Annotated in this window: 19 protein-coding genes; 3 read left to right on the forward strand and 16 right to left on the reverse strand. The window is 38.4% G+C overall.

The window, feature by feature from the left end:
* Nucleotides 1–92: 92 nt before the first annotated feature.
* Together IEX29_RS01190 and IEX29_RS01195 are read right to left on the reverse strand one after the other, a co-directional pair.
* Nucleotides 93–3689 carry a hypothetical protein gene (locus IEX29_RS01190; protein ID WP_188732724.1) on the reverse strand — a complete coding sequence of 1199 codons (3597 nt, stop codon included), beginning with the start codon at nucleotides 3687–3689 and terminating at the stop codon, nucleotides 93–95.
* Nucleotides 3690–3975: 286 nt separating this feature from the next.
* Nucleotides 3976–4152, reverse strand: coding sequence for a YjfB family protein (locus IEX29_RS01195; RefSeq protein ID WP_077601790.1), 177 nt, complete (start codon nucleotides 4150–4152; stop codon nucleotides 3976–3978).
* 533 nt (nucleotides 4153–4685) lie between these two features.
* Here IEX29_RS01195 and IEX29_RS01200 point away from each other — a divergent pair.
* On the forward strand, nucleotides 4686–5822 hold the full coding sequence (locus tag IEX29_RS01200; RefSeq protein WP_188732725.1) for a GGDEF domain-containing protein: 1137 nt from the start codon (nucleotides 4686–4688) through the stop codon (nucleotides 5820–5822).
* 79 nt (nucleotides 5823–5901) lie between these two features.
* On the opposite strand, the gene IEX29_RS01205 is transcribed toward IEX29_RS01200, so the two are convergent.
* From IEX29_RS01205 to hutG, 3 genes are all read right to left on the reverse strand, one after another.
* A complete protein-coding gene (locus tag IEX29_RS01205) occupies nucleotides 5902–7911 on the reverse strand; it encodes a putative bifunctional diguanylate cyclase/phosphodiesterase (RefSeq protein ID WP_188732726.1) in 2010 nt (669 codons plus the stop codon).
* Nucleotides 7912–8923: 1012 nt separating this feature from the next.
* Nucleotides 8924–10123, reverse strand: coding sequence for a sodium/glutamate symporter (gene gltS, locus IEX29_RS01210; RefSeq protein ID WP_188733035.1), 1200 nt, complete (start codon nucleotides 10121–10123; stop codon nucleotides 8924–8926).
* A gap of 38 nt (nucleotides 10124–10161) precedes the next feature.
* Nucleotides 10162–11106: a formimidoylglutamase gene (hutG, locus tag IEX29_RS01215; RefSeq protein WP_188732728.1), complete on the reverse strand. Its 945-nt coding sequence runs from the start codon at nucleotides 11104–11106 to the stop codon at nucleotides 10162–10164.
* 333 nt (nucleotides 11107–11439) lie between these two features.
* Between hutG and IEX29_RS01220 the strand changes: the two genes are divergently transcribed.
* Nucleotides 11440–11775, forward strand: a complete 336-nt coding sequence (locus IEX29_RS01220) for a hypothetical protein (protein ID WP_188732730.1) — start codon at nucleotides 11440–11442, stop codon at nucleotides 11773–11775.
* A gap of 6 nt (nucleotides 11776–11781) precedes the next feature.
* A complete protein-coding gene (locus IEX29_RS01225; RefSeq protein ID WP_188732731.1) occupies nucleotides 11782–12180 on the forward strand; it encodes a hypothetical protein in 399 nt (132 codons plus the stop codon).
* A 44-nt stretch (nucleotides 12181–12224) separates the two neighbouring features.
* Here IEX29_RS01225 and IEX29_RS01230 read toward each other — a convergent pair whose 3' ends face one another.
* From IEX29_RS01230 to IEX29_RS01280, 11 genes are all read right to left on the reverse strand, one after another.
* Nucleotides 12225–13352 carry a LysM peptidoglycan-binding domain-containing protein gene (locus tag IEX29_RS01230; RefSeq protein WP_188732733.1) on the reverse strand — a complete coding sequence of 376 codons (1128 nt, stop codon included), beginning with the start codon at nucleotides 13350–13352 and terminating at the stop codon, nucleotides 12225–12227.
* 40 nt (nucleotides 13353–13392) lie between these two features.
* Entirely contained in the window at nucleotides 13393–13818 is a 426-nt protein-coding gene (locus IEX29_RS01235; RefSeq protein WP_188732734.1) for a phage holin family protein, read from the reverse strand.
* A gap of 73 nt (nucleotides 13819–13891) precedes the next feature.
* The gene (locus tag IEX29_RS01240; protein ID WP_188732736.1) at nucleotides 13892–14158 is read right to left on the reverse strand and encodes a hypothetical protein; all 267 of its coding nucleotides are present in this window, start codon (nucleotides 14156–14158) and stop codon (nucleotides 13892–13894) included.
* Nucleotides 14155–14319: a hypothetical protein gene (locus tag IEX29_RS01245; protein ID WP_188732737.1), complete on the reverse strand. Its 165-nt coding sequence runs from the start codon at nucleotides 14317–14319 to the stop codon at nucleotides 14155–14157. The genes IEX29_RS01240 and IEX29_RS01245 overlap by 4 nt, the downstream gene beginning before the upstream one ends.
* A gap of 135 nt (nucleotides 14320–14454) precedes the next feature.
* Nucleotides 14455–14859, reverse strand: a complete 405-nt coding sequence (locus IEX29_RS01250; protein ID WP_188732739.1) for a hypothetical protein — start codon at nucleotides 14857–14859, stop codon at nucleotides 14455–14457.
* A gap of 20 nt (nucleotides 14860–14879) precedes the next feature.
* Nucleotides 14880–18830, reverse strand: coding sequence for a phage tail spike protein (locus IEX29_RS01255; RefSeq protein ID WP_188732741.1), 3951 nt, complete (start codon nucleotides 18828–18830; stop codon nucleotides 14880–14882).
* Nucleotides 18831–18874: 44 nt separating this feature from the next.
* Entirely contained in the window at nucleotides 18875–19573 is a 699-nt protein-coding gene (locus IEX29_RS01260) for a phage tail domain-containing protein (protein WP_188732742.1), read from the reverse strand.
* The gene (locus IEX29_RS01265; protein WP_188732743.1) at nucleotides 19566–22373 is read right to left on the reverse strand and encodes a tape measure protein; all 2808 of its coding nucleotides are present in this window, start codon (nucleotides 22371–22373) and stop codon (nucleotides 19566–19568) included. The genes IEX29_RS01260 and IEX29_RS01265 overlap by 8 nt, the downstream gene beginning before the upstream one ends.
* A complete protein-coding gene (locus IEX29_RS01270; RefSeq protein WP_229720065.1) occupies nucleotides 22374–22688 on the reverse strand; it encodes a phenylalanine racemase in 315 nt (104 codons plus the stop codon). It abuts the gene before it with no gap.
* Nucleotides 22689–22822: 134 nt separating this feature from the next.
* Nucleotides 22823–23125 (reverse strand): segregation and condensation protein B, encoded by a 303-nt coding sequence (locus IEX29_RS01275; RefSeq protein ID WP_188732744.1) that lies wholly within the window; start codon nucleotides 23123–23125, stop codon nucleotides 22823–22825.
* Between the two features lie 19 nt (nucleotides 23126–23144).
* Nucleotides 23145–23657, reverse strand: a complete 513-nt coding sequence (locus IEX29_RS01280; protein WP_188732745.1) for a phage major tail protein, TP901-1 family — start codon at nucleotides 23655–23657, stop codon at nucleotides 23145–23147.
* Between the last annotated feature and the right edge of the window lie 6 nt (nucleotides 23658–23663).

Consider the following 23663-nt stretch of genomic DNA (forward strand, 5'->3'; position numbering starts at 1 on the left):
TCAAAAGCAACTATTTTAAATTTTGCTTGATTTTCTTATAAATAGAACAGTTTGGAGCTGCTTTATTCGTTAGCATCTCCAAACTGCTCTATTCAATTCCATTCTTTAAACCTGGCAAGTATTTGGTTGAGCTTTTTCTCCAGCTTTCCTTCTCCTTCACGCTGTTTTTTCCATTCATTATAGCTGGCGATACTGATAAACAATATTCCGGCAATCAGCAGATACGCCCACCAGGGAAGATTGCCCCAATATGGCCTTGTCTGATAAATAACATTAAACAACAGCGTTCCAATTCCGACAAAGAAATATGACTTCAATTGATAACGCATCCCTGCGAGTAAGGAAACAATGGATAAGATGCCAATAATTAAAGCATCTAAAATGGTTGCACTTTGAATGGCATCGGCAATCAAATAAACCGTAACAATAATCAACAGCACTGTTTGTATATGCCGCATAAGCGATTCATAATTATGCCATGTTTTCTTGGACAAAATAATAGCTAAAGCAAGCACCGGCAACGCCTGAAGCTCAGCATAAATCACTTCTGGAATGATATAGATATAATGATCCAACACCAGATAATACGGAGGTAGACAGGCAACTCCGCCAACTGTTATAAATATTTTCTGCAGCATCTGGCTTCCCAAACGATCCACCTGTAAGAAAAACCAGGAAGCAAACAATACATAAGGAATAACGGTCAGCCAAATATTATCCAGCTCACTTACCCGGCTTAATGCAAAGGCAAGATAGGCAAGTGCCATCAAAGAATACCAGTCTACAGTCTGCACGCTCCCCTTGTAAGAGATGTACAGGCTTGTAAATAAATACCTTCCGGCTGCTGCTAAAATTCCAAAGCCAAGGCAGAAAATCAGCCATAGATCAATTTCTCCCTTAAATACTCCCTGCAGCTGCCATAGATAAACAGAGAAGAATAAAGGCACAGCAAGGAATAAGGTCCATTTTCGTCTATGCAGAAAATATAAATTCAATATAACCAGCCCTGCAAGACTGATGAGCTGCCAAAGCTCCTCTGCAGCTGCTAAAAATACTCCCATCGCTAAAACCAGATTCAAATACGGTATTAAAAACCAATCTATACGCCGTTTCCATACTTCTGGTACTGCTGACCAGACAGCAATCAGCACTATTCCTGCGACCAGCCAGGTATAGACAAACGAAAAGTCCGCCATCCAATCATAATAAGAAATGAAAGATACCACTGCTCCTATAAGCATCATTGAACCGGCATATAAAGCAGCTTTTATTTCCCATTCTTTTTGCTTTGTCAGAGCGGTATAAACATACATCGACAATGGAACAAACCAGACTGCCGGATATAGGATAAATTGTGCCACACCATCCCCTGCAATAGTGAACACTAGGAACAGGAGCACTGCGTGTGCAAAATAAAAGAAATAAGGCTTTAAGCTGGCATCTAATTTACCTAAATACCGTTCCACAGCTAAGAATAAAATTGGCAAACCAAGCATAAACCAGACAAATCCATCTAATGTATGAATAGAAAATGTACTTAACAAGGAAACATAGAAGCCTAAGCTTGCAGCCGCAACCAGACTCCAGAATATATGCTGCTTTGTAAAACGGACAAGCCAATACATCACACCGATTCCTATCAATAATATCAGCGGTCTTACAATCATTTCATCTCCAGTAAAATCAGGGTAGAGCAGTAACATCGCTAATAAATAGCTCCCCTGACCAGTATAAAACGTTGTCCGCGTTAATTCCTTTTGCTTTCTTTGTTTCCAAATAAGACTGATACCAAGCAGAACAATACCTGCAGCCGCCAATTGAAAAGGAAGATCCAGCTGCGTGCGGTAAGCATATGATTTTTCTGCAAACTCAAAGTAAAGAATATACATTGCCAACAGCCAATTTATCGGAACAGCCCAAGCAGCAATATGCTTCTCCTGCGGCTTTTCCGAGGCAGAGGTCACATAAAAAGCAACAGCTCCTATGATTGTAAACATGCCCGCAGCCTCAATAAATTCAAGAAATAATAGCTTAAGCAATACAATGATAGCAATCACTGGCATCGACCAGAAAAACATGCTTTTCTGTACAGCCTGCATATAAGGAATACGATTTTTGAAGCCGATGAAAAGAAATAAAGCTATCATATAGAAAAACATAAAGTTAAGTATACTTTCCGGGAAAAGCGGCTGAATAACTAATGACCAAAATTGTGTACCTGCAGAAATTAAAAACACCGGAGCAAGCCAGCGAAAAACGCCCCGCTTTGTTACTTCTGCAAGATAGATATAGGTCCCAGCGATCACTGCATACGCAAGAAGTATAAACCAGGAATCCCCGTCAGCCCGGATAATTAACCCCTGGAATGTGACATACAGAAATGCGAAAGCCGAAATAATTCCGCTTAGATAATAAAAAGCCTTGCTTGCAAAGTTATCCTTCCGCATTATATAGGCGAATCCCAAATAAGCAGCACCCATCAAGGCATAGATAAACGAATCTGCTGTATTTAAAATCGAATTCTCTGTCAGCTGATAAATTCCATAAGCAAATAATGCTGCAAATACAAATTGATACCCTTTTGTCTGATAGACGAAAACCATTGCCATATAGATAAAAGCTGTCAGGAGAACATTAAAGCTGTAAAATACAGCCTGATTATAAACAAACAGCATCAATAAAGTGGAGACAATAAGGTTCAGCTGCGCATAGGCCGGCAGCTCATCTAAAAAGACACGTAAAATCTGCTTTTTCTCTTTCTGAAAATGGTGATAAGCAAATAATAAGACAGCATTATAAAGCATCATCAGGAAAAAGAACATATCCACCGGTACCTGAAGAGCAGCAAGTAAAAAGCCTATGAAAAAGGATAAAAATAAATAAGAAATCCATACGAATAATTTAGCCTCTGTCTTATAAGCATTCCAAGCGTATAACGGGAGCGGAACAAGGGTACAAAGAATACCGAGCCAATAACGTCCTTCTCCGGTTAAAGTCAAATAATCTCCAAATAATCCAAAATATCCAATTCCGATAATCGCAATCGGCAGTAATAAACTTCCTAACGTTAAAAATGCAAAAGCAGTCTTTTCAATTTTAAGGAACCGGGATGACAAACCGCTTAACGCTAAAAAGAAAACAGAGACGCCAAGCAACGTAATAACCTTTAATAAGGCCCCCATTTGATCCCAGGTACTTGTTGCTACGACAAGACCACTGATTAAAAGAAAAGAAACACCAAGAATAAGCAGCCATGTAATATTTCTTTCTCTAATCTGTTCCGCAGTTTTCGGTTCACGCACAGGTTTATCTTTTTTCTGTACTGATTTTTCCTGCTGCTCCGGAGCTGACAGCCATTCCTTCTTATCCATATTCCCCTGCAAAAAGCTTGTCAGAATACTTTTACCAGACGTATTATCCGGCTTCGGAACAGTTTTTTCTATCCCCTCAGGCTGATTCTGCTCTGCAGCAGGGCGCATTTCTTCAGATGGAATTTCTTTTTCATCTTCCATTTGAGATTCATTGCGCTGCATAGTATCCATGCTTTTATCAATTTGCTTTGCATACTCCTGATGAGCTGTCAGTATCTTTTTATAATCCTCCATACTGATTAAATCTCTTTTTAATAATTCTATTAATTCTTCCTGCAGAATTTGAGCCCGTGTTTTAGAATTTGAAATAATGCTCACCCTCCTTTACTAAGTTGAAGGATATTTTTTTCATTTGCTGTTATAGAGGATGTTCCATAAATCTGCAAATGACCAGCAGCCTCTCTAAAGATCCTTGAACCAATCTGTTCTTCACCGCTCTATCCTCTCTTAGAAATGACAAGTTTTCTTATTTTTTAAAGTGAGGACTTCCATTCAGTTACATTGTGATAAATAAAGGATAATAAAAGCCTCCACTTCTTATGTATTGAAGCGGAGGCAGCTTATTTCTTCTTTCTCCCTGTCAGTTCCCCACAAATGAAACATGTTAAGCTTTTACATCAATGGAATGTCCTAAGTTTGGATGCTGCGGCTGATCCAGCATTTTAATAAGCTCTGCATTTTGTGCTTCCGCATGATCCATAACTTTTCCCATTAAGCTGAAGGACACCTGTGTCTGCAGGTTAGCCTGACTCATTATCATTGACATTTTTCCGACATCCACTTATACATTCACCTCGCTTTAGAAAATTTTATAACTATCTTTATTTTAACATAACTTATATGCCCAATCTCATAAATAATGAATATTTTCAGATAAAAAGGGATATAGAGGAGATCTATTGTTATATTAACGAACCTAATAAAAATTTTTCATTAAAGGAAATTATTACATTAAGAAAATTTATCTAAAATCTTGTTGCTGCTAAAAGATTCATGATAAAATTTTCATGTTAGAATATTGAACTATACCTAAAGAATCAGACATTAAGAACCAAAGACTTATTTATCTTTGTATAAAAGTTATTGCAAAACACGTTACAAATTGGCCTGCAAAGCAGAAAAAGCTGCTTATTTATTACTGGACGATAATTAGCAGTTTTTTTTAAAAGAAAGCACCCAAATATACGGAGTCATTACTGATAAACTATCAAAAACAACCTGTCATCCATCAAAGAAAAGACATCTTCTGTAGACATCTAATAAATGTAGTGTTGCCGAAGTTAGTATGGTGATGAAAAAAGGAGAGGAAACCGTTTGGCAAACGGAAATATTATGTTCTATCTTTTTGATGATTTTTTTATAAATCTTTGTATAATAATTACTTTAACCGTTTTTTATATACCACTCCGGTCAAAATTGAAAATAGACACTCTTTCTCATTGGCAACAAGGATTTATTGATGGCGCTGTTTCCGGGTTATCCGGTGTTTTATTAATTATATTTTCTATCGAGGTGGCAGAAAATGCTTTAATAGACTTACGATTTATACCTATTATGCTGCTAATTCTGTTTACAGGACTGTTCCCTGCTGTCATTGCAGGTATTGTCATAGTTATTGGCAGGTTTATTATAAGCGGAATGACAACTCTTTCCGTGACAACTATATGTCTGATGATTATATTAATTATTGGATTCCAGTTGATCCATAAGCTATACCAGCCTAATAAAGTAACTTACAGTAAGGCACTGATTATGATTCTATTTTCCAATTGTGTGTTTTTCGGCATTATGACGTTTTATTTTGATGATTATCTTCAATTACTGCGTTTTGTACCTGTTTACTGTATGGTATCAATTATTTGTGGATTGATTGCTGTTGTTTTCTCAAAGCATCTGGACAGAACAGCCATGCTTTTGTCGAAATATGAAGAGGAAGCATCCAAAGATTTCTTGACAGGATTACAAAATATGCGGGCATTCGAAACAACCTGGAATCAATTTATTGATAAATCCATCTCAGAAAATGAAAAACTAACGCTTTTAACGCTGGATATCGATTATTTTAAGCAAATAAATGATACATATGGACACCCGGCAGGAAATCAGATTTTAACGGAATTCAGTGCTATTTTATTAAAAAATATCCGATCATTTGATACAGCCTTCCGCAATGGAGGAGATGAATTTTCAATTATCCTGCCTGATTGCAATATTGAAAACGCATTAGAAGTAGCGAAAAGAATTCAAAAAGAAGTGGAAGCACATTCATTTCAAATCTCTAAGAAGCAAAATATTTGTGTGACCGTCTCGATTGGAGCAGCAACTTATCCGGACACTTGCACCAATCATCATCAAATCATCCAAACGGCAGATGAGGCTCTATATAAAGCAAAGCAATCGGGGAAAAACAGAATATATCCTTCTCAAATATCAGCCCGGGAAGGAGTTTAAGAGCTTTCCGGACTGACGTATCTTTATAATCGTATGATAAACAGGCTCTCTATCTCACAGAACAAACAGCTGCATCACGTTATTCACTCAGCTTCTTTGTCTTAAAAATTTTAGACATTGCTGTTACATCAAGTGGTTTACTGTAATAATAGCCTTGAATTTCATCAATATTATGATCGCATAAAATATCGAGTTCTTCTTTCGTTTCTACTCCTTCAGCAACTACTTTCATACCGAGGCACTTCCCCAGCCTCACAATGGTCGTTGCGATTTCTTTTTTTATCGGAAAATCAGAAATCCCGCTGATAAGCGACCGGTCAATTTTTAAAATATCTAAATCAAGCTTTTGCAGATAAGCCAAGGATGAGTAACCTGTCCCAAAATCATCCAGGGCAACCCTGATACCTTTCCTCCTCATTATTTTTAAAATCTGCTGGACATATTTTTCATTATCAATAAAGAGATTCTCTGTAATTTCAATTTGTATCCAACGTGGATCGATTTGAGATGAATCAAGATAAGACCAGAATTTTTCAACAAAGTCCGCCTGTAAAAACTGGCTGGGCGATATATTAACCGATACCGGAATCGGATCATATCCTTTTGATTTCCATAGCTGCAGCTGTTTACAGACATTTTCTATGACCCAATCGCCAATTTCATTAATCATGCCCACCTCTTCAGCTAAGGGAATAAACTCAGCAGGCGATATCTCTTCAAATTCCGGATGCTGCCAGCGAATGAGCGCTTCACAGCTTGTAACCATTTCCTCATTCGGAGATACTTTAGGCTGATATTCAAGATAAAACTGATTTTGTTCTAACCCCATTCTTAAATCATTTTTTATCTGGAATGCTCTTTGATTAGAAAACTTCATCTCTCTATCAAAGAACCTGTAATCATTTTTAAACATGCCTTTCACACGATACATCGCCAAGTCTGCATGCTTCATGATGGCAGACGCGTCGGGACCAGCCTCTGGATAGGTTGCAACACCAATACTGGCAGTCATATTCAATTGATATCCTTGAATAGAAAAAGGTTCTTTGAAACTTTCAATAATAGATTCTGCAAAATATTGCATGTCCACAGGAGCAGTGATGGAATGAATAATAATCGCAAATTCGTCTCCACTGAGCCTTGCAGCCATACCTTTTTGACCAATAAGATTTTCAAAACGGCGGGCAACAGCGATAAGCAATTGGTCTCCTATCGTATACCCCAGTGTATCATTTACATATTTAAAGCCATCCAGATCAAGAAACATAATTCCAAACCTGCCATTATGTTTCTTGTTATATGCAATCTTTTTTATTAAATCATCATCGAATTTACGGCGGTTCACAAGCCCGGTTAAATAATCATAGAAAGCCATCATGCGAATCTTTTCCTGGTTTTCTTTTTTATCCGTTATATCAAAACGCATCGCTATGTATTGAATCGGCTTTCCCTTCCCATCGTTCACCGGAACAATAGTTGTATCCATCCAATAAAAAGAGCCGTCTTTTCCGCGGTTCTTAATTTCACCCTTCCAGACCCCTCCTGATTCAATCGTCCGCCACATATTTTTAAAAAATTCTTTAGAATGATAGCCCGAATTAACCAGATGGTGTGTATTTCCCATTAACTCATTTCTGGAATAACCGGATATTTCACAGAAACGATCATTTGCATGTGTGATTTTACCCTGCTTGTCCGTAATTGCTAAAATCACAGATTGATCCATAGCATACTTAATATCTGATAATTCCTTTAACGCTTTCATTAACTGCTGATTTGCTTCTCTCTCATCCGTAATCACGCCAAAAATTTCCGGGCCATTCTCCGACATAAAACGATAACCAAAAATGTTAAAAAGTAGTATTCCCCCATTTTCCGTATTAAATGAGGCATTAAAATGAATTTGATTTTTTTCACCATTAACAAGTTTTGAGAAATTTTCAGCTACGTGAGGACCGATATTAGAAGAGAGCACATTTTCATAATCTTCTCCAGAAAAGGTATCTTTCGACTTATTTATTACATCACAAGATATCTGTTCCGAAAAATATATTTTTCTATTTTTAATCTTAAACACAACCTGAGCCAAACCTAATTCCTCCCCGCACCGACCCTGCAGAAATTTATATAGTATAAATATATCATGTAAACATAGTTAGCAACACACTTATTTCGACTTAATAAAACATTTTCTTTAAAATTCATTTATTTTATCTTATTCAATTTTTAAATATATTTCTATAAAATTTGAAAATAGAACACAAAAAAATCAGCTGCATTTTTAATAACTCAACTTTCGCACCATAAAAAATAACTTTCTTATCATAGAGTCATTCTCTCCATCTATCTCTTGACAAAGTAGAAATAAAGTAACATGTAGAACACCGCTGCGGCGGACCGTTTTGCTTTCCTAGGGGCATGCTCTTCAGCTAACTTTTACCAAGAAGAGCGCTTGGTAAAAGTAGATCTTCAGATGATGCTAATCCCTCAGGAGTCAAAACGGTCCGCCTCCGCTAGAAAAGGATTCTATACTGTTTAATACAACGGAGCCAATAGAAATAAGACCAGCAAAGAACCTCTTTTTCGTGGTGCATATAAAAATATCCTCTCACGATTACTTTCTGTTCATAAAAGCTATTCTTAATATTTTCTATCCAATACTATATCTTTTAATTTAAATAGATAAATCAACCATTAAAAAAACCAAAATGATCTTTTCATCAAGCAAAAGCGATTATTTTATCCAACTCCATCAGGCTATGGTTTCTTTCATTCGCTGTAGAAGCCTAACTGAGCACAGACCAAACACGAAGACTCCTAAGCGGTTCGCAGGCTTAACCCGTGACTCCTGGGGACTAAGAATACTAGCTCCATCGGAAACATTTGTACGTCGGAAAGCGTAGTGGTTGGTTGCAGGCGCTATATACAATCTTCCTTTCAATCAATAAAAAGATGATTTAACAAAATGCTAGCAGGATAATGAAGAACATGTTCATCTGGAATAGGAAATAATAAATCTATCATTTCCTGCAACAAAAAAGCCAGACAAAGTATCGAAAATGTATACTTTATCCGGCTTTCATTATGAGATACTGCTTTTATTAACTGAATAAATTAATTGTCGTAATTATAATTGGTACTGCGAAAACATCAATTAAGAATGCACCAACTAAAGGTACAACTAAAAATGCTTTTCTGGATGGACCAAATTGAGATACGACTGCATCCATATTGGCAATTGCATTAGGTGTCGCTCCTAATCCATGTCCTGTAAACCCGCCTATCATGACAGCTGCATCATAATTTTTCCCAAGCATTTTGAACAAGATAAATATGCTGAACAAGGCAATGAAAATAACCTGAACCAGTATGATAAGTAAAAGTGGTAAAGCCAAATCAACGATTTCCCATAATTGAATACTCATCAATGCCATGGATAAGAAGATTCCCAATGTTATATCACCAATTATACCAATACTTTTCATTTGAATTACATTACCGGAAATACGGTCAATAATATTTCTTATGATAACAGCAACAAACATTGCCCCCACATATCCAGGCAGGACAAATCCGGTCAATGCAGTAAACGAATCTCCCAGATATGTTCCTAAAGCCATACAAAATACAATAATAAAAACCTGCATCATAAATGATTTTGAATTTATTTTCGTAGCCTGCTGATTTACATTACCCATAGCTGCATCAGAGATTTCTTCTGTTTCTGTCGGTTTTAATTGATACTTATTCATTAAATATTTAACAATTGGTCCGCCTATTAATCCCCCGGCAACTAAACCAACTGTAGCTGCAGCCAGTCCAATTGAGAGAGCACCATCCACTCCCAGGTCTTCGATAGTAGTACCAAATGCCGTCGCAGCACCATGTCCGCCCTCCATGGATACTGCTCCAACCATCACACCAATTAATGGATCAAGATGTAACAACTTTGCAATCGACACACCAATAACATTTTGAGCAAGAGCTAAAAACCCGCAAGCAAGCCAATAAATAATTAACAGCTTACCACCTATTTTAAGCAATTTGAAGCTGGCTCCCAGACCGACTGTTGTAAAAAAGGTAAGCATAAATAAATCTTGTAGTGAAGTATCCAAGTTAATAATTAAAATATCAAAACCGCGTAAAAATGTAATTATTAAAGCAAATAACAAGCCTCCGACAACCGGTGCCGGAATGCAGAACTTATTTAGGAATGGGATCTTATTATTCAAAAATGTTCCCAGCATGTAAACAGCCAATGCAAAGAAAATCGTTGTAACCTGATCAAATTCTATCATGATGTCTGTCCTCCCTGTCTTCCCCATTTTGAATTTAGTATTTACTTAGAAAATGTATGAATAACCTCCGTAATCAGTGCTGCACCGAGCCGTGCAGTACGGTCATTTTCGTCAACAGCCGGGTTTACTTCAGATATATCAAAACTGATCGTATTGCCCTTGGAAGCAATATGCTTCAATAACTTCCGGACATCAGATACTGCCAGTCCAAACGCTGCAGGTGCACTGACTCCCGGAGCTTCACTTGCTGAAATAGAATCAGTACATAATGTAAAAATAAGTGCATCGTGATCCGCGCTAAATTGATCAATTGCCTGAAAGATACGTTGGATGTCTTCCTTCACTTCATTTTCCAGGAAGTATCTGCATCCCAGCTCCTCAGCTGTTTGAAATAATGCTTTTGTATTGGAGAACGGCTGAATTCCAATGCACAAATAATCTGCATTCTCATCTGTTTCAAGAATTTGCCTGAACATGGTTCCAGAGGATGGCTGTTCATCTTTTCGCATATCAAAATGCGCATCTATATTAATAATCCCCAGACGTGCTTCCTTTTTCAAATAAGATCTTGCTCCTAAATAATGACCGAAAAAGGTTTCATGACCGCCGCCAATAATAATTGGAACAGTTTTTTTAGCAAGCAGATTTTCCACATGTACACCGAGTTCCATTTGTGCTTTCTCCATATTTTTACCTTCACAGGATACGTTACCAGTATCTGTAAGGGAATAGTCTCTCAAAACAGAGCTGGGCATATTGGATAAAAAGGAACGGATTTTATTAGGAGCCTCTTTAGCTCCAAGTCTGCCCTTGTTCCGCCGGACACCTTCTTCACATTCAAACCCGACAAGTGCAATCATCTTCTCTGCGTTACACAACGTTTGTATTGTCTCTAAGCGTACTGTTTGGTGGAAACGAAAACTATCTCTATCGGTGCTGCTGTCTTCTCTTCCTTTCCAGTATTCTTTAGCAGGTGCCTGATACATATGATCCCCTCCATTACAAATAGTTAATTTCTCTCCATTATAAATTTTGTGTAGTATAATCACTAATCCTATACAAAAGTATAATACCATAGAAACTCATATGATACCTGGATGCACGGGTAATCTATGATGAGTCCACATTAAGTTAAAACATAAGAAAGCATATAATAATATATCAATTTGGGGCTATTTTGGGGCTGAAAAAATAATGCGTGGACAGGCGGAAAAGATATAACAGTTTAACCTCGTGACATTATTATCCATTTGACTATAAGAACACTTATTCGTATAATTAACACAAACATACATTCGTATTTAAGGGAGTCTGATAAAATGATAATGTATCAAAAAGCAAACAAATGGGTCGCAGAAGAAAGAGCCTCTGCCGATTCAGACAGGAAAAGAAAAATAATAAGATTATACGGGAAAACAAAAGATGAAGTCGCAGAACGATATAAAGAGAAGAAGGTTATTGAGATTATCCGAAAAATGAACAGCGAAAATCTCACGGTAGAACGACAAACCCCTTTGCCAGGCGTTGACATCTTAGTGGTGAGTGAAAACGGCTGTTATCCGGTGATGGTGCCGACAAAATTAGTAATAACGAAAACATTTGAGAGCATCTTAAATGAGGTGCTGTATGAAATAGCCAGAATAAAGAAAGGATGAATAACAATGCCAGATTACGCCATTACTCGATTCACTCCTGAAATGTATGGCTATAGGGATAGGGGCATTTTAAAGTGGCAAGGTATGATCCTGGCTGACCAGACAGATGCACTGAAAGAGTTAGAAAATGAAATCGCGGAGATTGAGGGAAAGGAAGAAATGTCTGAGGTAGAGATATCACAAGTGCTGCATAGGGCGTATTTATCTGATTATCCTGTTGCCATACAAGCTAACATAATACGTAACGGAAGCTTTTATAGAGACGTGATATGCAAGGTGGCTGGATACGGGAACAATAAGATTCACCTACGCTTAAAAGACGGCAGAACAACCAGCTGCACATTAGAAGAGATTAGGAATGTAGAATTTATGGATCCATTAGAATGGTATGATAAAAGAAACTGATGAAAAGCCCCTCACCAATAAGTGAAGGGCTTATTTTTTTATACTTATTTAACACGTAACTTTTGACCAATTTGAATCAAATTAACATTTTTAAGGCTATTCCATTTTTTGATATTTGCCTGGGAACTCCCATACTTTTTGGCCAAACCGGAAACCGTATCACCACTTTTTACAGTGTGATATTTATTCCCGGACGAATTAGCGCTGCCGGTAACTTTAATCTTTTGACCTGCATAAATTTTGTTTGGATTGCTGATATTATTTAAATCCTGGAGCTTTTTGGTTGAAGTACCATGTTTAGATGCAATCCCGCTCAATGTGTCTCCTGATTTAATTGTGTAGGTTTTAGTGTTAGTAGATGCGGATTTTTTAGCAGAACCCTTTAATTTTATTGTTTGGCCAACCTTAATAACATCTGGATTACTGATGTCATTTAGATTTTGCAGCGTTTTTACAGTGGTACCTGCCCGACTTGCAATAGCTGATAACGTATCTCCGGACTTTACTTTATAAGTGCTGCCAGTTAATTTTTTGTTTGTAGTTGATGATTCTTTTTTGCTAGCAGAAGGCTTTTCGCTAGTTGATAGCCCTTTACTGCCCCATTGACCAATGTCGTTCTTGTACGCCTCATTTTTATCAATATTCAGCCCTTGAACAGTGACATTGTTATGATACTGTCTTAAATGGGCATGTTTAGAAATTTTCCCGCTTGACCATGCATAAGTCTGCCAGTAGTAATCGACCAAACCCGACATAGCTTCAATAACAGTAAATGATCCGTACACACCAACTTTAAAATCTTTGCTGATAGTAGATTTAACACCAGCAAAATAATCCTTAATATTATTTAATTGAGACGCTCCCGCTGCTGCATAATCGACTGCAAAATAAATAGCACTGCCTTTTGGTTGTCCGACATTATTGGCCCATGTAGTGGCTCGTTTTCCGTCCTTTTGCCCCTGTGCTTTATTAAAATAAGATGCTTTGTTGGCTGTTCCTTGATAGATGGAAACTAAATCTAATCCAACTTTCTGAATGGCAACCGATTCTGCTTTATTAAATGATTTCCAACTGTTACCTAGGTATCTTAAAGCAAAATTATATCCTGCGTTTTTCAGCCTTTTAGCACTTGATTCCGTCAGTTTCGTAGCACAATCAAAACCTTGTGACATAATAAAAAACCTCCTCTAAAATTAAAAAGAGCAGCCGCAGCTACTCTTTGTCCTTGCTTGTAAATTCTTCTTTGATTTCCTTACCTATCGATTTGTCGGAGTTATCGATGCTGTGCAACTTCTCTGCTAATGCTTTCGGTACGATTACGTCCATGTCAGCAAGGTTTTCAATGATGCTAATGCCCTCATTGGCAATATAAAAAAGAACCGTAGCATAAGCCACCGCTCCACCTAAACCAAGTATTTGATCTACAACATTAGCCAACACTATAACGACTAATACCAAAACTTTACGAGCGTATCCGAACAGGCTTTTACGACTCCATAAGTTACCATTCTTCCAGGCTTTGAAAAGACCTGTGATGATATCTAATGCCATTAACAACAATAAAAAGTGGAGAAACTTGACTCCTCCAAATAAATACATATGCGTTGCCTCTAAATAATTCAAATTAACATCTCCCATTTCACCAGCTCCTTAGACATATTTAATTGTCCCCCTTCTAATTTCTCTGTTTTTCAGCTAAAAAAAATAACGCTTATTCAGCGTTTTCTGTTAATGAATCTTTATATTCGTTTAATTCCTCTACATAGCTTGCAACACTCTCGATGATATTTTCTACAATGACTTTCCGTAAGCCGTCCTTATCATCTTTAAGCTCCTCATATTGATTACGGGTGAGGGTCGCAGATTCATTTGGATTAAACTTAAAGCCATTAGCAATATAGTTAATAGTTACGCCAGTATAGTCTTTCTCATAGCCATTATCGTAATTAAAATTAATATTCGTGATTGTTATTCTCATTCTTTTACCTCCTGTAATTCCTTAATTTTATCTTCCAATTCTTTTATTTTTTCTTCCTTCGCAGCGGCCACAGCTTCGAAGGAAGATGACATACGTTCGGCCTCAGCGAGCTTTTTTGCAAGGGACGTTACCACGTCGTTTAAATTATGTTCTAGGTTCATTAAGATTCCTCCATTTAATTTAATTTGTGCTCTAAATCAGCGACTTTCAGTACTAATTTTTCATTGACTTCACGATAAACTTTCATTTCTTCTTCTAAAGCCAATATCCTCTCTTCTAAAGACTTATCCTTAAAATCAGGCGTCTTCTGGTTGTTTATCTTGGGTATGATTTTCTTCATCAGTACTCGCTCCTTGATTCGCAATTAAAGTGTAATGACCGTCTAGGGAGCCATCCGTTTTCACCTCGATAGATGCGAATGTATGGAATAGCTTGTTTTCACCAGTGTAACAGGGCAGCGCTCCATAACTTAAATAAGTTTTTTCTACTTCATAAGCGTACATGCCATTTGAGTAAGTGATATAAATATCATACATACTATCGGTTTGCTCGTATGTTTCAATACCAAATGTTATACCTTCTAGTGGAATCTCTCTGCCATCCACTAAATAACCATCTGATATATATACAGTGTTGTTATTTATAGAAAATGTTACGTTTTTTAAATATCGTCTATTAGTCACTTCTTTTTTTTCTATCATAGAAGCTCTTGCCTCCTTTTTTAAGATGGTTCATATATTACTAGAATTTTAACCCGATAACTTCTATTGTTTGCGTTAGCTCTTCCGCCTGCATTAAGAAGATAGACTCGGAAACCAGTCGAAGTGACATTTTGAACTCCTGAAATAATATTACTAGAATAATCTCCTTCTACTTGCGGGAAAACGGCAAATATATTTTCTGCACTGTTAAAAGAAAATGTACCGCTACCGGTGCCATTACTCCCTACGGTGAAATTATCCCAGACGTCTACGTAAGCTACTGGATTTGCGTCTAATTTTCCGTGTATATTCTGTAGTCTCTGAGTAACGGATGCTCCTAAAACCGCGTAGTTACTGCCGTTTTTAGCTTTTACAGAAGTTTGTTTCCCAAGATATGTTTTATCAGTAAGAAATGTAGTATACGAACCATCAGAGCTGCTATCTATTCTGAATAATTGATCCGCCTTTCCTGTTTTATCTCCTTTGTATTGCCATACCTCAAATCCAGATCGAAAATTAGCGTTTCTAGGATTGCGATTATCTCGACCAATATAATTCAATATTCCACTCCACGGAGTCCCAGAGGAATCAGTATAATTAGTCAATCGTACTGACGATACTCGTCCCTCGGCTGTTCCACCCCTCGAAGTGGATTTCAAATATAATCTACCATTGTCTGTTGTTTTATCTGATCCGTTTATATACCCTATTCTGGTATCGGATCGCCATAGTGCTACAGCTGAAGACTCGTTATCATCTACCTTAAACCCTAAGCTTAAAAAGTCCCGATCGGATACTATATCAAAACCTTTTACATTTGTATCTTCTATTAATTGAGATGGTCTTATATGCCCTACTGAGACACCTTCGAATTCTAATGATACTCGCCCCTTTGCCAACTCTACTTTTCGGATGCTATCAAAACTCGATACATCAATTCCAGTTAAACTTCCAGTATTGATATTACTGGCATTTATATTAATGATATTTGCTTTGCCAGCATCAAAAGTACCTGCAGTGATTTTTCCAGCATTAACGTCAGTGATATTAGCATTTTTCACTTTAAATGTACCGTTGACAGTTGTATCTCCATCCAAAATAAGCTTTTTACCACTGATTAGAATAGACTCAGTAGAGACATTAATCTGATTGATAATATCATTTTTTTGTACTCTTAAATTGATATTATCAGACAGTTGGCTGAACTGTGACTGAGTCGCCATGTCTTTGTAAGACGGATACCAAGCAGTGGCTTTTGTACCTTGTTCAACTTGTATATCCCATATTTCACAAGAGAAAGGCAGCTCATACCCACTTCGGTTAGGTTGAATATATAAATCGTTGTTAGTAGTATCTCCGTTATATTCAAGATGCACTTCAATTTGGTGAGTTTCACCGTCATTAGGAAAAGGGTTTGAGGACATCCAACTTGTACCTATTTGCTTTCCATCTAAATAAACCACTTTAGAAGAAAACCCCTCACAATGTCCAGCTATTCTCTCAACATCACCCGTCAACTTTTTAATTTTGAATGAAAGAACGTAGTTTTTACCTTTCTCAAAAATTCGGCTTCTTATACGCACTCCTCCGCGGTCTGCATTTCCTGTATCAATAGTAACTACATACTCATTTCTTGAGTAAGAAGAGGCTGTCCATGCGTAAAAATCATCTAAACCAGCAAGGTTTGCTCCACCGAATTCCATGTCCTCTAAATCATCCCGTACACCCTTAATAGTACTCTGCAAGCTACTTGCCGTCTGTGTGAGTTGTGATTGACTGGCGTACCAACCATCAGCTTGACCCTTAGTTATTTTTGAACTTATAACATCCGATAGTTGAGTAATTTGAGATTGGGTAGCCATGTCTTCTGGAGCCGGACTATAGTCGGTCGCTTTAGTGCCTCGTTCTAACTGAATAAAAGCTTTATCTATATCATCAATGCTTCTTTGATTAGTAACATAGATAAAGACCCACTTATAATTTTCGCTATTAAATTTGACCTCTAATGAGTTATCATGGGATATATTTTTATCAGGAGATTTTCCTAACAATTCATTTTCATCGTTTGTATCCAAATCAAAAAATAATAAACGAAACCTGTTGTTGTTGCTTAAATTTTGTCTGTGCAAAATATAATCTTCATTACTCTCTAACTTAATAATGTATCCTAAGCCAACTGAGGATTGCATGATCTTGTTACTGGCTTGCGCCCATTCTTTAAGGTTGAAATTACCTAATAGATTTCGACCACCAATCTCAAGTCCATCTAAGTCGTCTTGAACACTTTTAACAGTAGTCTGCAAACCTTGTGCAGTTTGTGTAAGAGTACTAATATTGCTCTCAGCGTTTCCGATACGTGTTCCAAAACTATTGGCGGTTTGCTGTAAGATACTAATATTACCCTCGGCATCTGATACCTTTGTTTGCAAGCCCTTGGCAATTTGAGTGACGGATGATATATCTCCGGTATTTTTATCAACTACTGTACTAAGGGCATCAGCTTTATTAAATGCGCTGTCTGCTCTCGACATAGAATCTTGAGCCTTGTCAAAAGCTCCTTGCGCTTCCTCGATAGCTTCAACTGCATTGCTAGTAGCAAGGTCTGCCTTGTCTACTGCATTCTGTGCTTGATTACGAGCTTCAGAAGCAGCCTCTTTCGCTTCCTTCGATTCCATGTCGATGGACAGCTGCCACTGAACACCATCAAAGATATACGTCCTGGTATATTCCCCGTCAACGATACGAAACCATATATCACCTTCGATAAGATGGTCGCCAGTCGGCTCTTTGGGACCATAATATATGGTATTTTTCCCATTAGCTGCACGGATAGCCTCATTTGATTTTCTCTCCGCCTGATCCATTCTTTCGCCAATAGCATCCAGGTCATTGGCATTTTGATTAACACTGTCAGTAAAAGAAGCCTTAATATTGCCAACTTCTACAGCATTATTTTTTTGAGCAATTACATCATATTCAATGCGGTTAACAGTCGCTTTTGCTGCGACATGTAATTTGCTGTGATCTACTGATACAGTATCACCTAATCCAACCCACTCTAGCGCAGCTACGTCTTTATATTCCTCTGTTTCCCACAAGTGTTCAAATTTAACTTCCATTTCTACTCTTGGTTTGTCACGGCCAGTTTCTGCAAACCACCCGGTTGCAAGATTTAATAGGTCTTGACTGGATTCTATATCCTCTTCATTGCTGAAATCTATCGGAAGAATAAAAGGTATCTCGTAATAATTGATATGGGGGCTGTCAATGTATTTACCTGGAACGGTTATAAGCCTTTCTGGTTCATCGTCAGTTGCATCCATGATTTTAAAAGGATAAATACGAGTAACAACCTTGGAAATATCGAATTTAGCAGTTAATCCTGTAAGATTCTTTTTATATAGGACAGAGACTCCGTCATCAGAGCCGCGTCTGTCGTGCATAATCAGATTATAATTATCACGCTCAATCTGTCCTCCCCATATCTGCAAAACAGATCCATCCATGCCGCCAATCATTTGTAGAGGATTGGTCCGATATAAAGAGGTACTGGATCGAGTAGAGTTATTTGTACTCGTGACATTAAACGGGTGAGAATAAACAGTACTTGAGCCTATAAGCTCCATTACTTGCCGTTTTGTAAGGCCACTAACTACTAGCTTTTCAACAAAATTCCTCGCTAAATCATACGTAATATGCTGCGCGTCAATGATTAAATTGTCGTTCTCGTGATTTTTCGTAATGGAATAGATTCTGAACAGCTGGGCTTGTTGTTTGTCATTTGCTTTAGCCTTAATGATCATTTCTTCCTTAATCACATCGACTAAAAAACCTTCGCTGTCATATTCTATTTCTAGCTCAAACAAGCCGTTGAGCTCTTCAACTGCTATTGCTGATACAGCATCACGAAGGATTCCTAAACCATTATGAGCAAAGTTAGTTTCATTGCTGTTATATAGAATTGGATACATCGGTTACCTCCTTTCGAACAGACATAAAGTAAGGCAGGTGTACATCACACCCACCTCCATCTCGGATTAATTTCTAGCTTGCTAATATCCCCGCTAAATTCAACTACGTTATTTCCATTTTGAAAGACAGGAAAGTCACCAACCATATGATTATTTAGATTAGTGATATTTCCGGTTGTCTTTCTATAAGCGTTCATTAATTCACTGTCAAGCTCGATCGTTCCATTGATGCCTGTAATCTGTATCTCATTACCGTTGACAATGATCTTTCCGTTACCGCTGCAAGTAGCCTTAATGTATGGTTCTGATTCAAATGCTGGGTTATTAAACACTGTCCTGGTGGTGATGGATTGTGTTGGGTTAGTTTCATACTGAAAAGGCATGAGAATAAATTCAACTGTGAACCTCCCAAATTTAATGATGTCGTTTTCCGCTGTATCGATGTTAATGGACTTCACTCGATAATGTACGTCTGGATCATCATTAAATCTTAATGTTTTAGCAGCAAATAAAATCGGCTTAGCTTTCCTGAACGCTTTCTTAAACACTGCATTCTCGTAGAAATAAAAGGTGATAGGATAAGAAATATCCTTAAACCCGTATTTCTTGGTTAAGGATCCGTGTCTGCCCTTTATTTCAACGTGTTCTACGTCTTGTTCCGGTGAGGGGACCGGCGGAATCGAAGCATAGTATAAATCGTACTCAGATACTTCCGTATCGTTAATTAGTAAATTTCTATCCACCAAATGCCGCCCCCTTTCTAGCATTTAAATTACCCAATCTCTCATCCAGAGATCGGGCAAGTCTATCAATGTCTTTATCATTTCGAATTACAGCATGGATAGTAACATTATTTTCGTTGTTCACTATCGATCCTGTAGTACCCTGCACTGATGTACCCGCATGTTTTCCTGCTTCTCTTGCATATTTCATGCTGACATCATGAGGGATGACCTGTGAACCTCCTGGAAGCATAACAAGCTCTCCGCGACCACCTTCATTCATGCGTGCGAATCCACCGTCCCAATCATCGGTACCGCGATATAACTGTGGTATTTTACCAATGCTTACTCCTGGTATCTTGTTAATTAATCCTATGGCTGAATTAATTCCGCCAATTACGCCGTTGACAAAGCCCTTCACCTGGCCAACTAAAGTTTCTACGCTGCTGCCGATTCCTGAAAAAACGCCATCTACAAAGGACTGCAACCCGGTCCAGGCTGATTGAATCGCAGTAAACACGCCGGTTATAGTTGACGATACGCCAGACATGATGCTCGATATCGTACTCGAAATCCCGTTAAAAACGCCGGATACAACCCCGCTCAAATTGGATATAATACCGGATATGCTTGATATTGCAGACGATATGAAGCTCATCGCTGTTTGAAAAGTTGTCGTTATAATCGTAGACACTGTGGAAAAGATTCCAGATACAAACGCCGTTATCGGTGATATCACGCTAAAAATGGACGAAATCACACCGGCGACAAAAGATATTATCGGCGCTATTATGCTGATGATGCTCGATATAATACCGCCTACAAAAGCAATAATTGGATTCACTGCTGCGATAATTCCGGCTATCATGTTAACTGCTGCCGTTACTACCGCCATTGCTACTGGTGCTATGGCTTCAAAAGCTGACACAACTGCACCAAGGATAGCAATTAAGGCAGGAGCTGCAGCTTGAACAATGTTCATGACTATTCCAATAAGGGTTGTCAAAACCGGCACTAATGAGCCGATCAAAACGGACACTAGTGGCATAATTTGCTGTACTATGCCTATGACCGCTTCTACAAACTGCATCACTATAGGTACAAGTTGCATAAATAAATCGACCACAATAGGCAATACAGTAGTTACAATATCCATAAAAATCATGCCTAATTCCATTATGATAGGAATGAGCGTGTTGATAGCAGTCATCACAAGCGGAATAACCGCAGCTGCCAATTGGCCTAATGTCTCACCAAGCATAGATAGTAGAGGCAAAACCAGTTCACCAATCTGCATAAATGCTTCTGCAATCTGCGGACCGAATTCCTGAAGAATAACCATGGCCATAGATAAAATCGGATTGAATCCAAAAAATAGGGAAGACAAATTAGATACTTCCCCGCCTGCAGACTGGAACCCTTCCACCAATCCAGAAATGAATGTGCTTATTAATTCGACTGCTGTCATAACGACGGTGGAAATAACATCAAATGCTCCAAGAAGCTTATCCCCTATTGAATCAGCAAAAGTCATCACTCCATCTTTTGCACCATCGAACATCGTTGCTAAAATCGGGCCAAGAGTAGACGCTATCTCCGTTATGGTATTTTTAATCCAATCAAAGGCGCCGAATACCACTTCTCGAAAAGCTTCACTCTTTGCCATAGCAATACCAAAAGCTACGCCTAAACCGACTATCGCAGCCGCGACTAATCCCACTGGACTGATTAGTACTGACACCATACTAACTAACCCACCGAAACCACTGGCCAACGTGCCGACGATTTTTAAAGCTGGACCAATACCAATTAAAAATGCTGCTCCTATGGCAGCGCCTTGTAAAATTAAATTTTGCACTGGCTGGGAAAGCTCATCGAATCGAGCTTTAAGCTCCATCGCTTTGTCTAGGAAACTATTAAAAGCCTCTCCGAATTTGACACCCAAATCGGCTGCCTTATCCTCTACTACTCCAAGTGATTCATTGAAACTTGTTAATAATGGTTTTACAGTTGAAAAGAATCCGCCTGCTTCTCCGCCGGCATCTAAAAAGTTTGCGCCTATTCGAGAGATAGAAGCACCGATATTTGATACTGCTGCAGTAAATGAGTTTTCACCCATAATCTTAGCAGCACCGCCGATGTTATTTTCAATTGCTGAAAGGAACATCTGGGCTGATATCTCGCCATCTGCTGCCATATCTCTGACTGCATCAGCAGTAGTATCTGCCTCGGCAGCTAACCATTGATAGATTGGTAAACCTCGGTCAGATAACATCTGTAACTCGCCGTTATAGGCTCTATTTGCGGTTTGGACTTTATTAAATATAGACCCCATTCCGTCCAGGGAATCGCCGGCAATTGCAGCAGCATCTCCTGTAAGTGTCAAATATCTGGTTAGCTCTTTACCCGGTTCAATGCCTGCGGCTACTGCACTTGCTGCAGTCGTTGCGGCTGCATCCATGCCGTAACTTGTACCTTTAACGGATTCTAGGGCAGAATTCATGATAACTTCAACGGTTTCAGCATCATGGCCAAGACCCATTAACTTAGCTTGAGCTGTATCAATTCCGGTCAAACGTTGAAAACCTTTAACAAGCGTGATACCAGTCAAAGCCGTTGTCGCAGCTACTGCGGGTTTTGTTATTCGATTGGTGAGCGCATCGCCCGTTTTGCTGATTTCCTTACCGATATTTTGAAACTTTTTACCGAATCCAGCTGCCTTTCCCTGCAAATTAGCAAGTGATTCTTGCGCAGCTTGGAATCCTTTTTGAAAGCCTTTTGCATCAGAAGTAAGCCTGGCCGACACCGTATAATCTGCCATTTACTCACCCTCTTTCTGTTTTGTCTTTCTGAGGCCTGCACCTTGATAAACTTTATCCACCCATGACTTACCCTCTTTAGCCTCAATTTCATGGATGATGGCAATTGCATTTTCGTTGTAATCCTTGTCTGCTTTTGCTTGTTTTTTCTTAAAGAGTTCCTGAAACTTTTTGCCCTTTTTACGCATGGCATTATTAACCGCATTTAGGACAGCGTTTCGCAAATGAGACATTTCACTGACTATTTTCGATTCATAGGCTTTCCGGATAAAGGCTTTTTCAAGTTCTGTCAGCTCTCCATAATCTCTTTTAGACATGCCAAAATTAGCCACAAAAAAAGCAAGATCCTGTTCATTTGAATAAGATCTTGCTGCTTCTGCTATTTCTTTTTGTTTCCTGGTGCGAGGTTCCTCTGATGGCCCCGAATCAAAGAAATCAAATTGAATGAGTTCTATCGGAACAAAAAACCCAGATCCTCTTGTAGCTTGCCCACAATAATGGCATTTAGATTATTGTACCCTTCTTCATCCAGGAGCTTATTAAATATTTCCTGCGCCTTTTTTCCAGCAACTGTTTTTTCTTGTGTGGCATTGAAAAGGCCAACAGTGAAGAGCCCTTCCATCAGATAAAAAGAAAGCATTCCTCTGCTATTACTTAATTCAGACATTAATGATATCTTGTGCATTACCTCTAACGTCTTGATTTTTTGCATATTAAATCGTAAATCTAATGTATCTCCATCTACTTCAAACATTTACATTCTCCTCTCAAAATTATCCTTCTACGCCGCCATTGCTGCCTTCTCCAGGCATCTGGTCAGCATCTTTATCCGATAAATCTACCAATTCCCCGTTACCTTCAAGAGAAATGGAATATGTCACGGCATCATCAAACGGTGCTTCAATCGGATAGTCTGTGACAATGGCAATGCCTCCAAACATAGACTCTTTCGTTTTTTGGTTCACTACTTTTATGCAGACAAATTCATCATCATTAAATGCTTTCGTTAATGCCTTGTGCGATTCATCATCACCTATATAAAGGCCGTCATTATCGATGGACCACTCCTTCATGCCACCTATTTTAGCCTTCCAACCACCTTTGGTGTCTTTCGAAGTGACCTCAATGGAATCCTTGGAACGGTTAATCGTCAATCCTTGCTGGCCTGCTACTGCCAGGAGCTTATCTCCTGTCATGTTAAAAACTGATAACAGGATATCTTTACCGGCTACCGCTTTTGTTGCGGATCCAGAAAAATCACAGTATAAATTATCTTCATAAGACATTTAAAT

It is taken from the genome of Oceanobacillus neutriphilus, from assembly GCF_014645515.1.
Taxonomy (GTDB): Bacteria; Bacillota; Bacilli; order Bacillales; family Amphibacillaceae; genus Oceanobacillus; species Oceanobacillus neutriphilus.

Bases quoted from the DNA above. Each gene is read 5' to 3' on its own strand.
- hutG (WP_188732728.1), bottom strand. From the start codon at position 11,106: ATGTATCAGGCACCTGCTAAAGAATACTGGAAAGGAAGAGAAGACAGC.
- IEX29_RS01220 (WP_188732730.1), top strand. From the start codon at position 11,440: ATGATAATGTATCAAAAAGCAAACAAATGGGTCGCAGAAGAAAGAGCC.
- IEX29_RS01225 (WP_188732731.1), top strand. From the start codon at position 11,782: ATGCCAGATTACGCCATTACTCGATTCACTCCTGAAATGTATGGCTAT.
- IEX29_RS01230 (WP_188732733.1), bottom strand. From the start codon at position 13,352: ATGTCACAAGGTTTTGATTGTGCTACGAAACTGACGGAATCAAGTGCT.
- IEX29_RS01235 (WP_188732734.1), bottom strand. From the start codon at position 13,818: ATGGGAGATGTTAATTTGAATTATTTAGAGGCAACGCATATGTATTTA.
- IEX29_RS01240 (WP_188732736.1), bottom strand. From the start codon at position 14,158: ATGAGAATAACAATCACGAATATTAATTTTAATTACGATAATGGCTAT.
- IEX29_RS01245 (WP_188732737.1), bottom strand. From the start codon at position 14,319: ATGAACCTAGAACATAATTTAAACGACGTGGTAACGTCCCTTGCAAAA.
- IEX29_RS01250 (WP_188732739.1), bottom strand. From the start codon at position 14,859: ATGATAGAAAAAAAAGAAGTGACTAATAGACGATATTTAAAAAACGTA.
- IEX29_RS01255 (WP_188732741.1), bottom strand. From the start codon at position 18,830: ATGTATCCAATTCTATATAACAGCAATGAAACTAACTTTGCTCATAAT.
- IEX29_RS01265 (WP_188732743.1), bottom strand. From the start codon at position 22,373: ATGGCAGATTATACGGTGTCGGCCAGGCTTACTTCTGATGCAAAAGGC.
- IEX29_RS01270 (WP_229720065.1), bottom strand. From the start codon at position 22,688: ATGTCTAAAAGAGATTATGGAGAGCTGACAGAACTTGAAAAAGCCTTT.
- IEX29_RS01275 (WP_188732744.1), bottom strand. From the start codon at position 23,125: ATGTTTGAAGTAGATGGAGATACATTAGATTTACGATTTAATATGCAA.
- IEX29_RS01280 (WP_188732745.1), bottom strand. From the start codon at position 23,657: ATGTCTTATGAAGATAATTTATACTGTGATTTTTCTGGATCCGCAACA.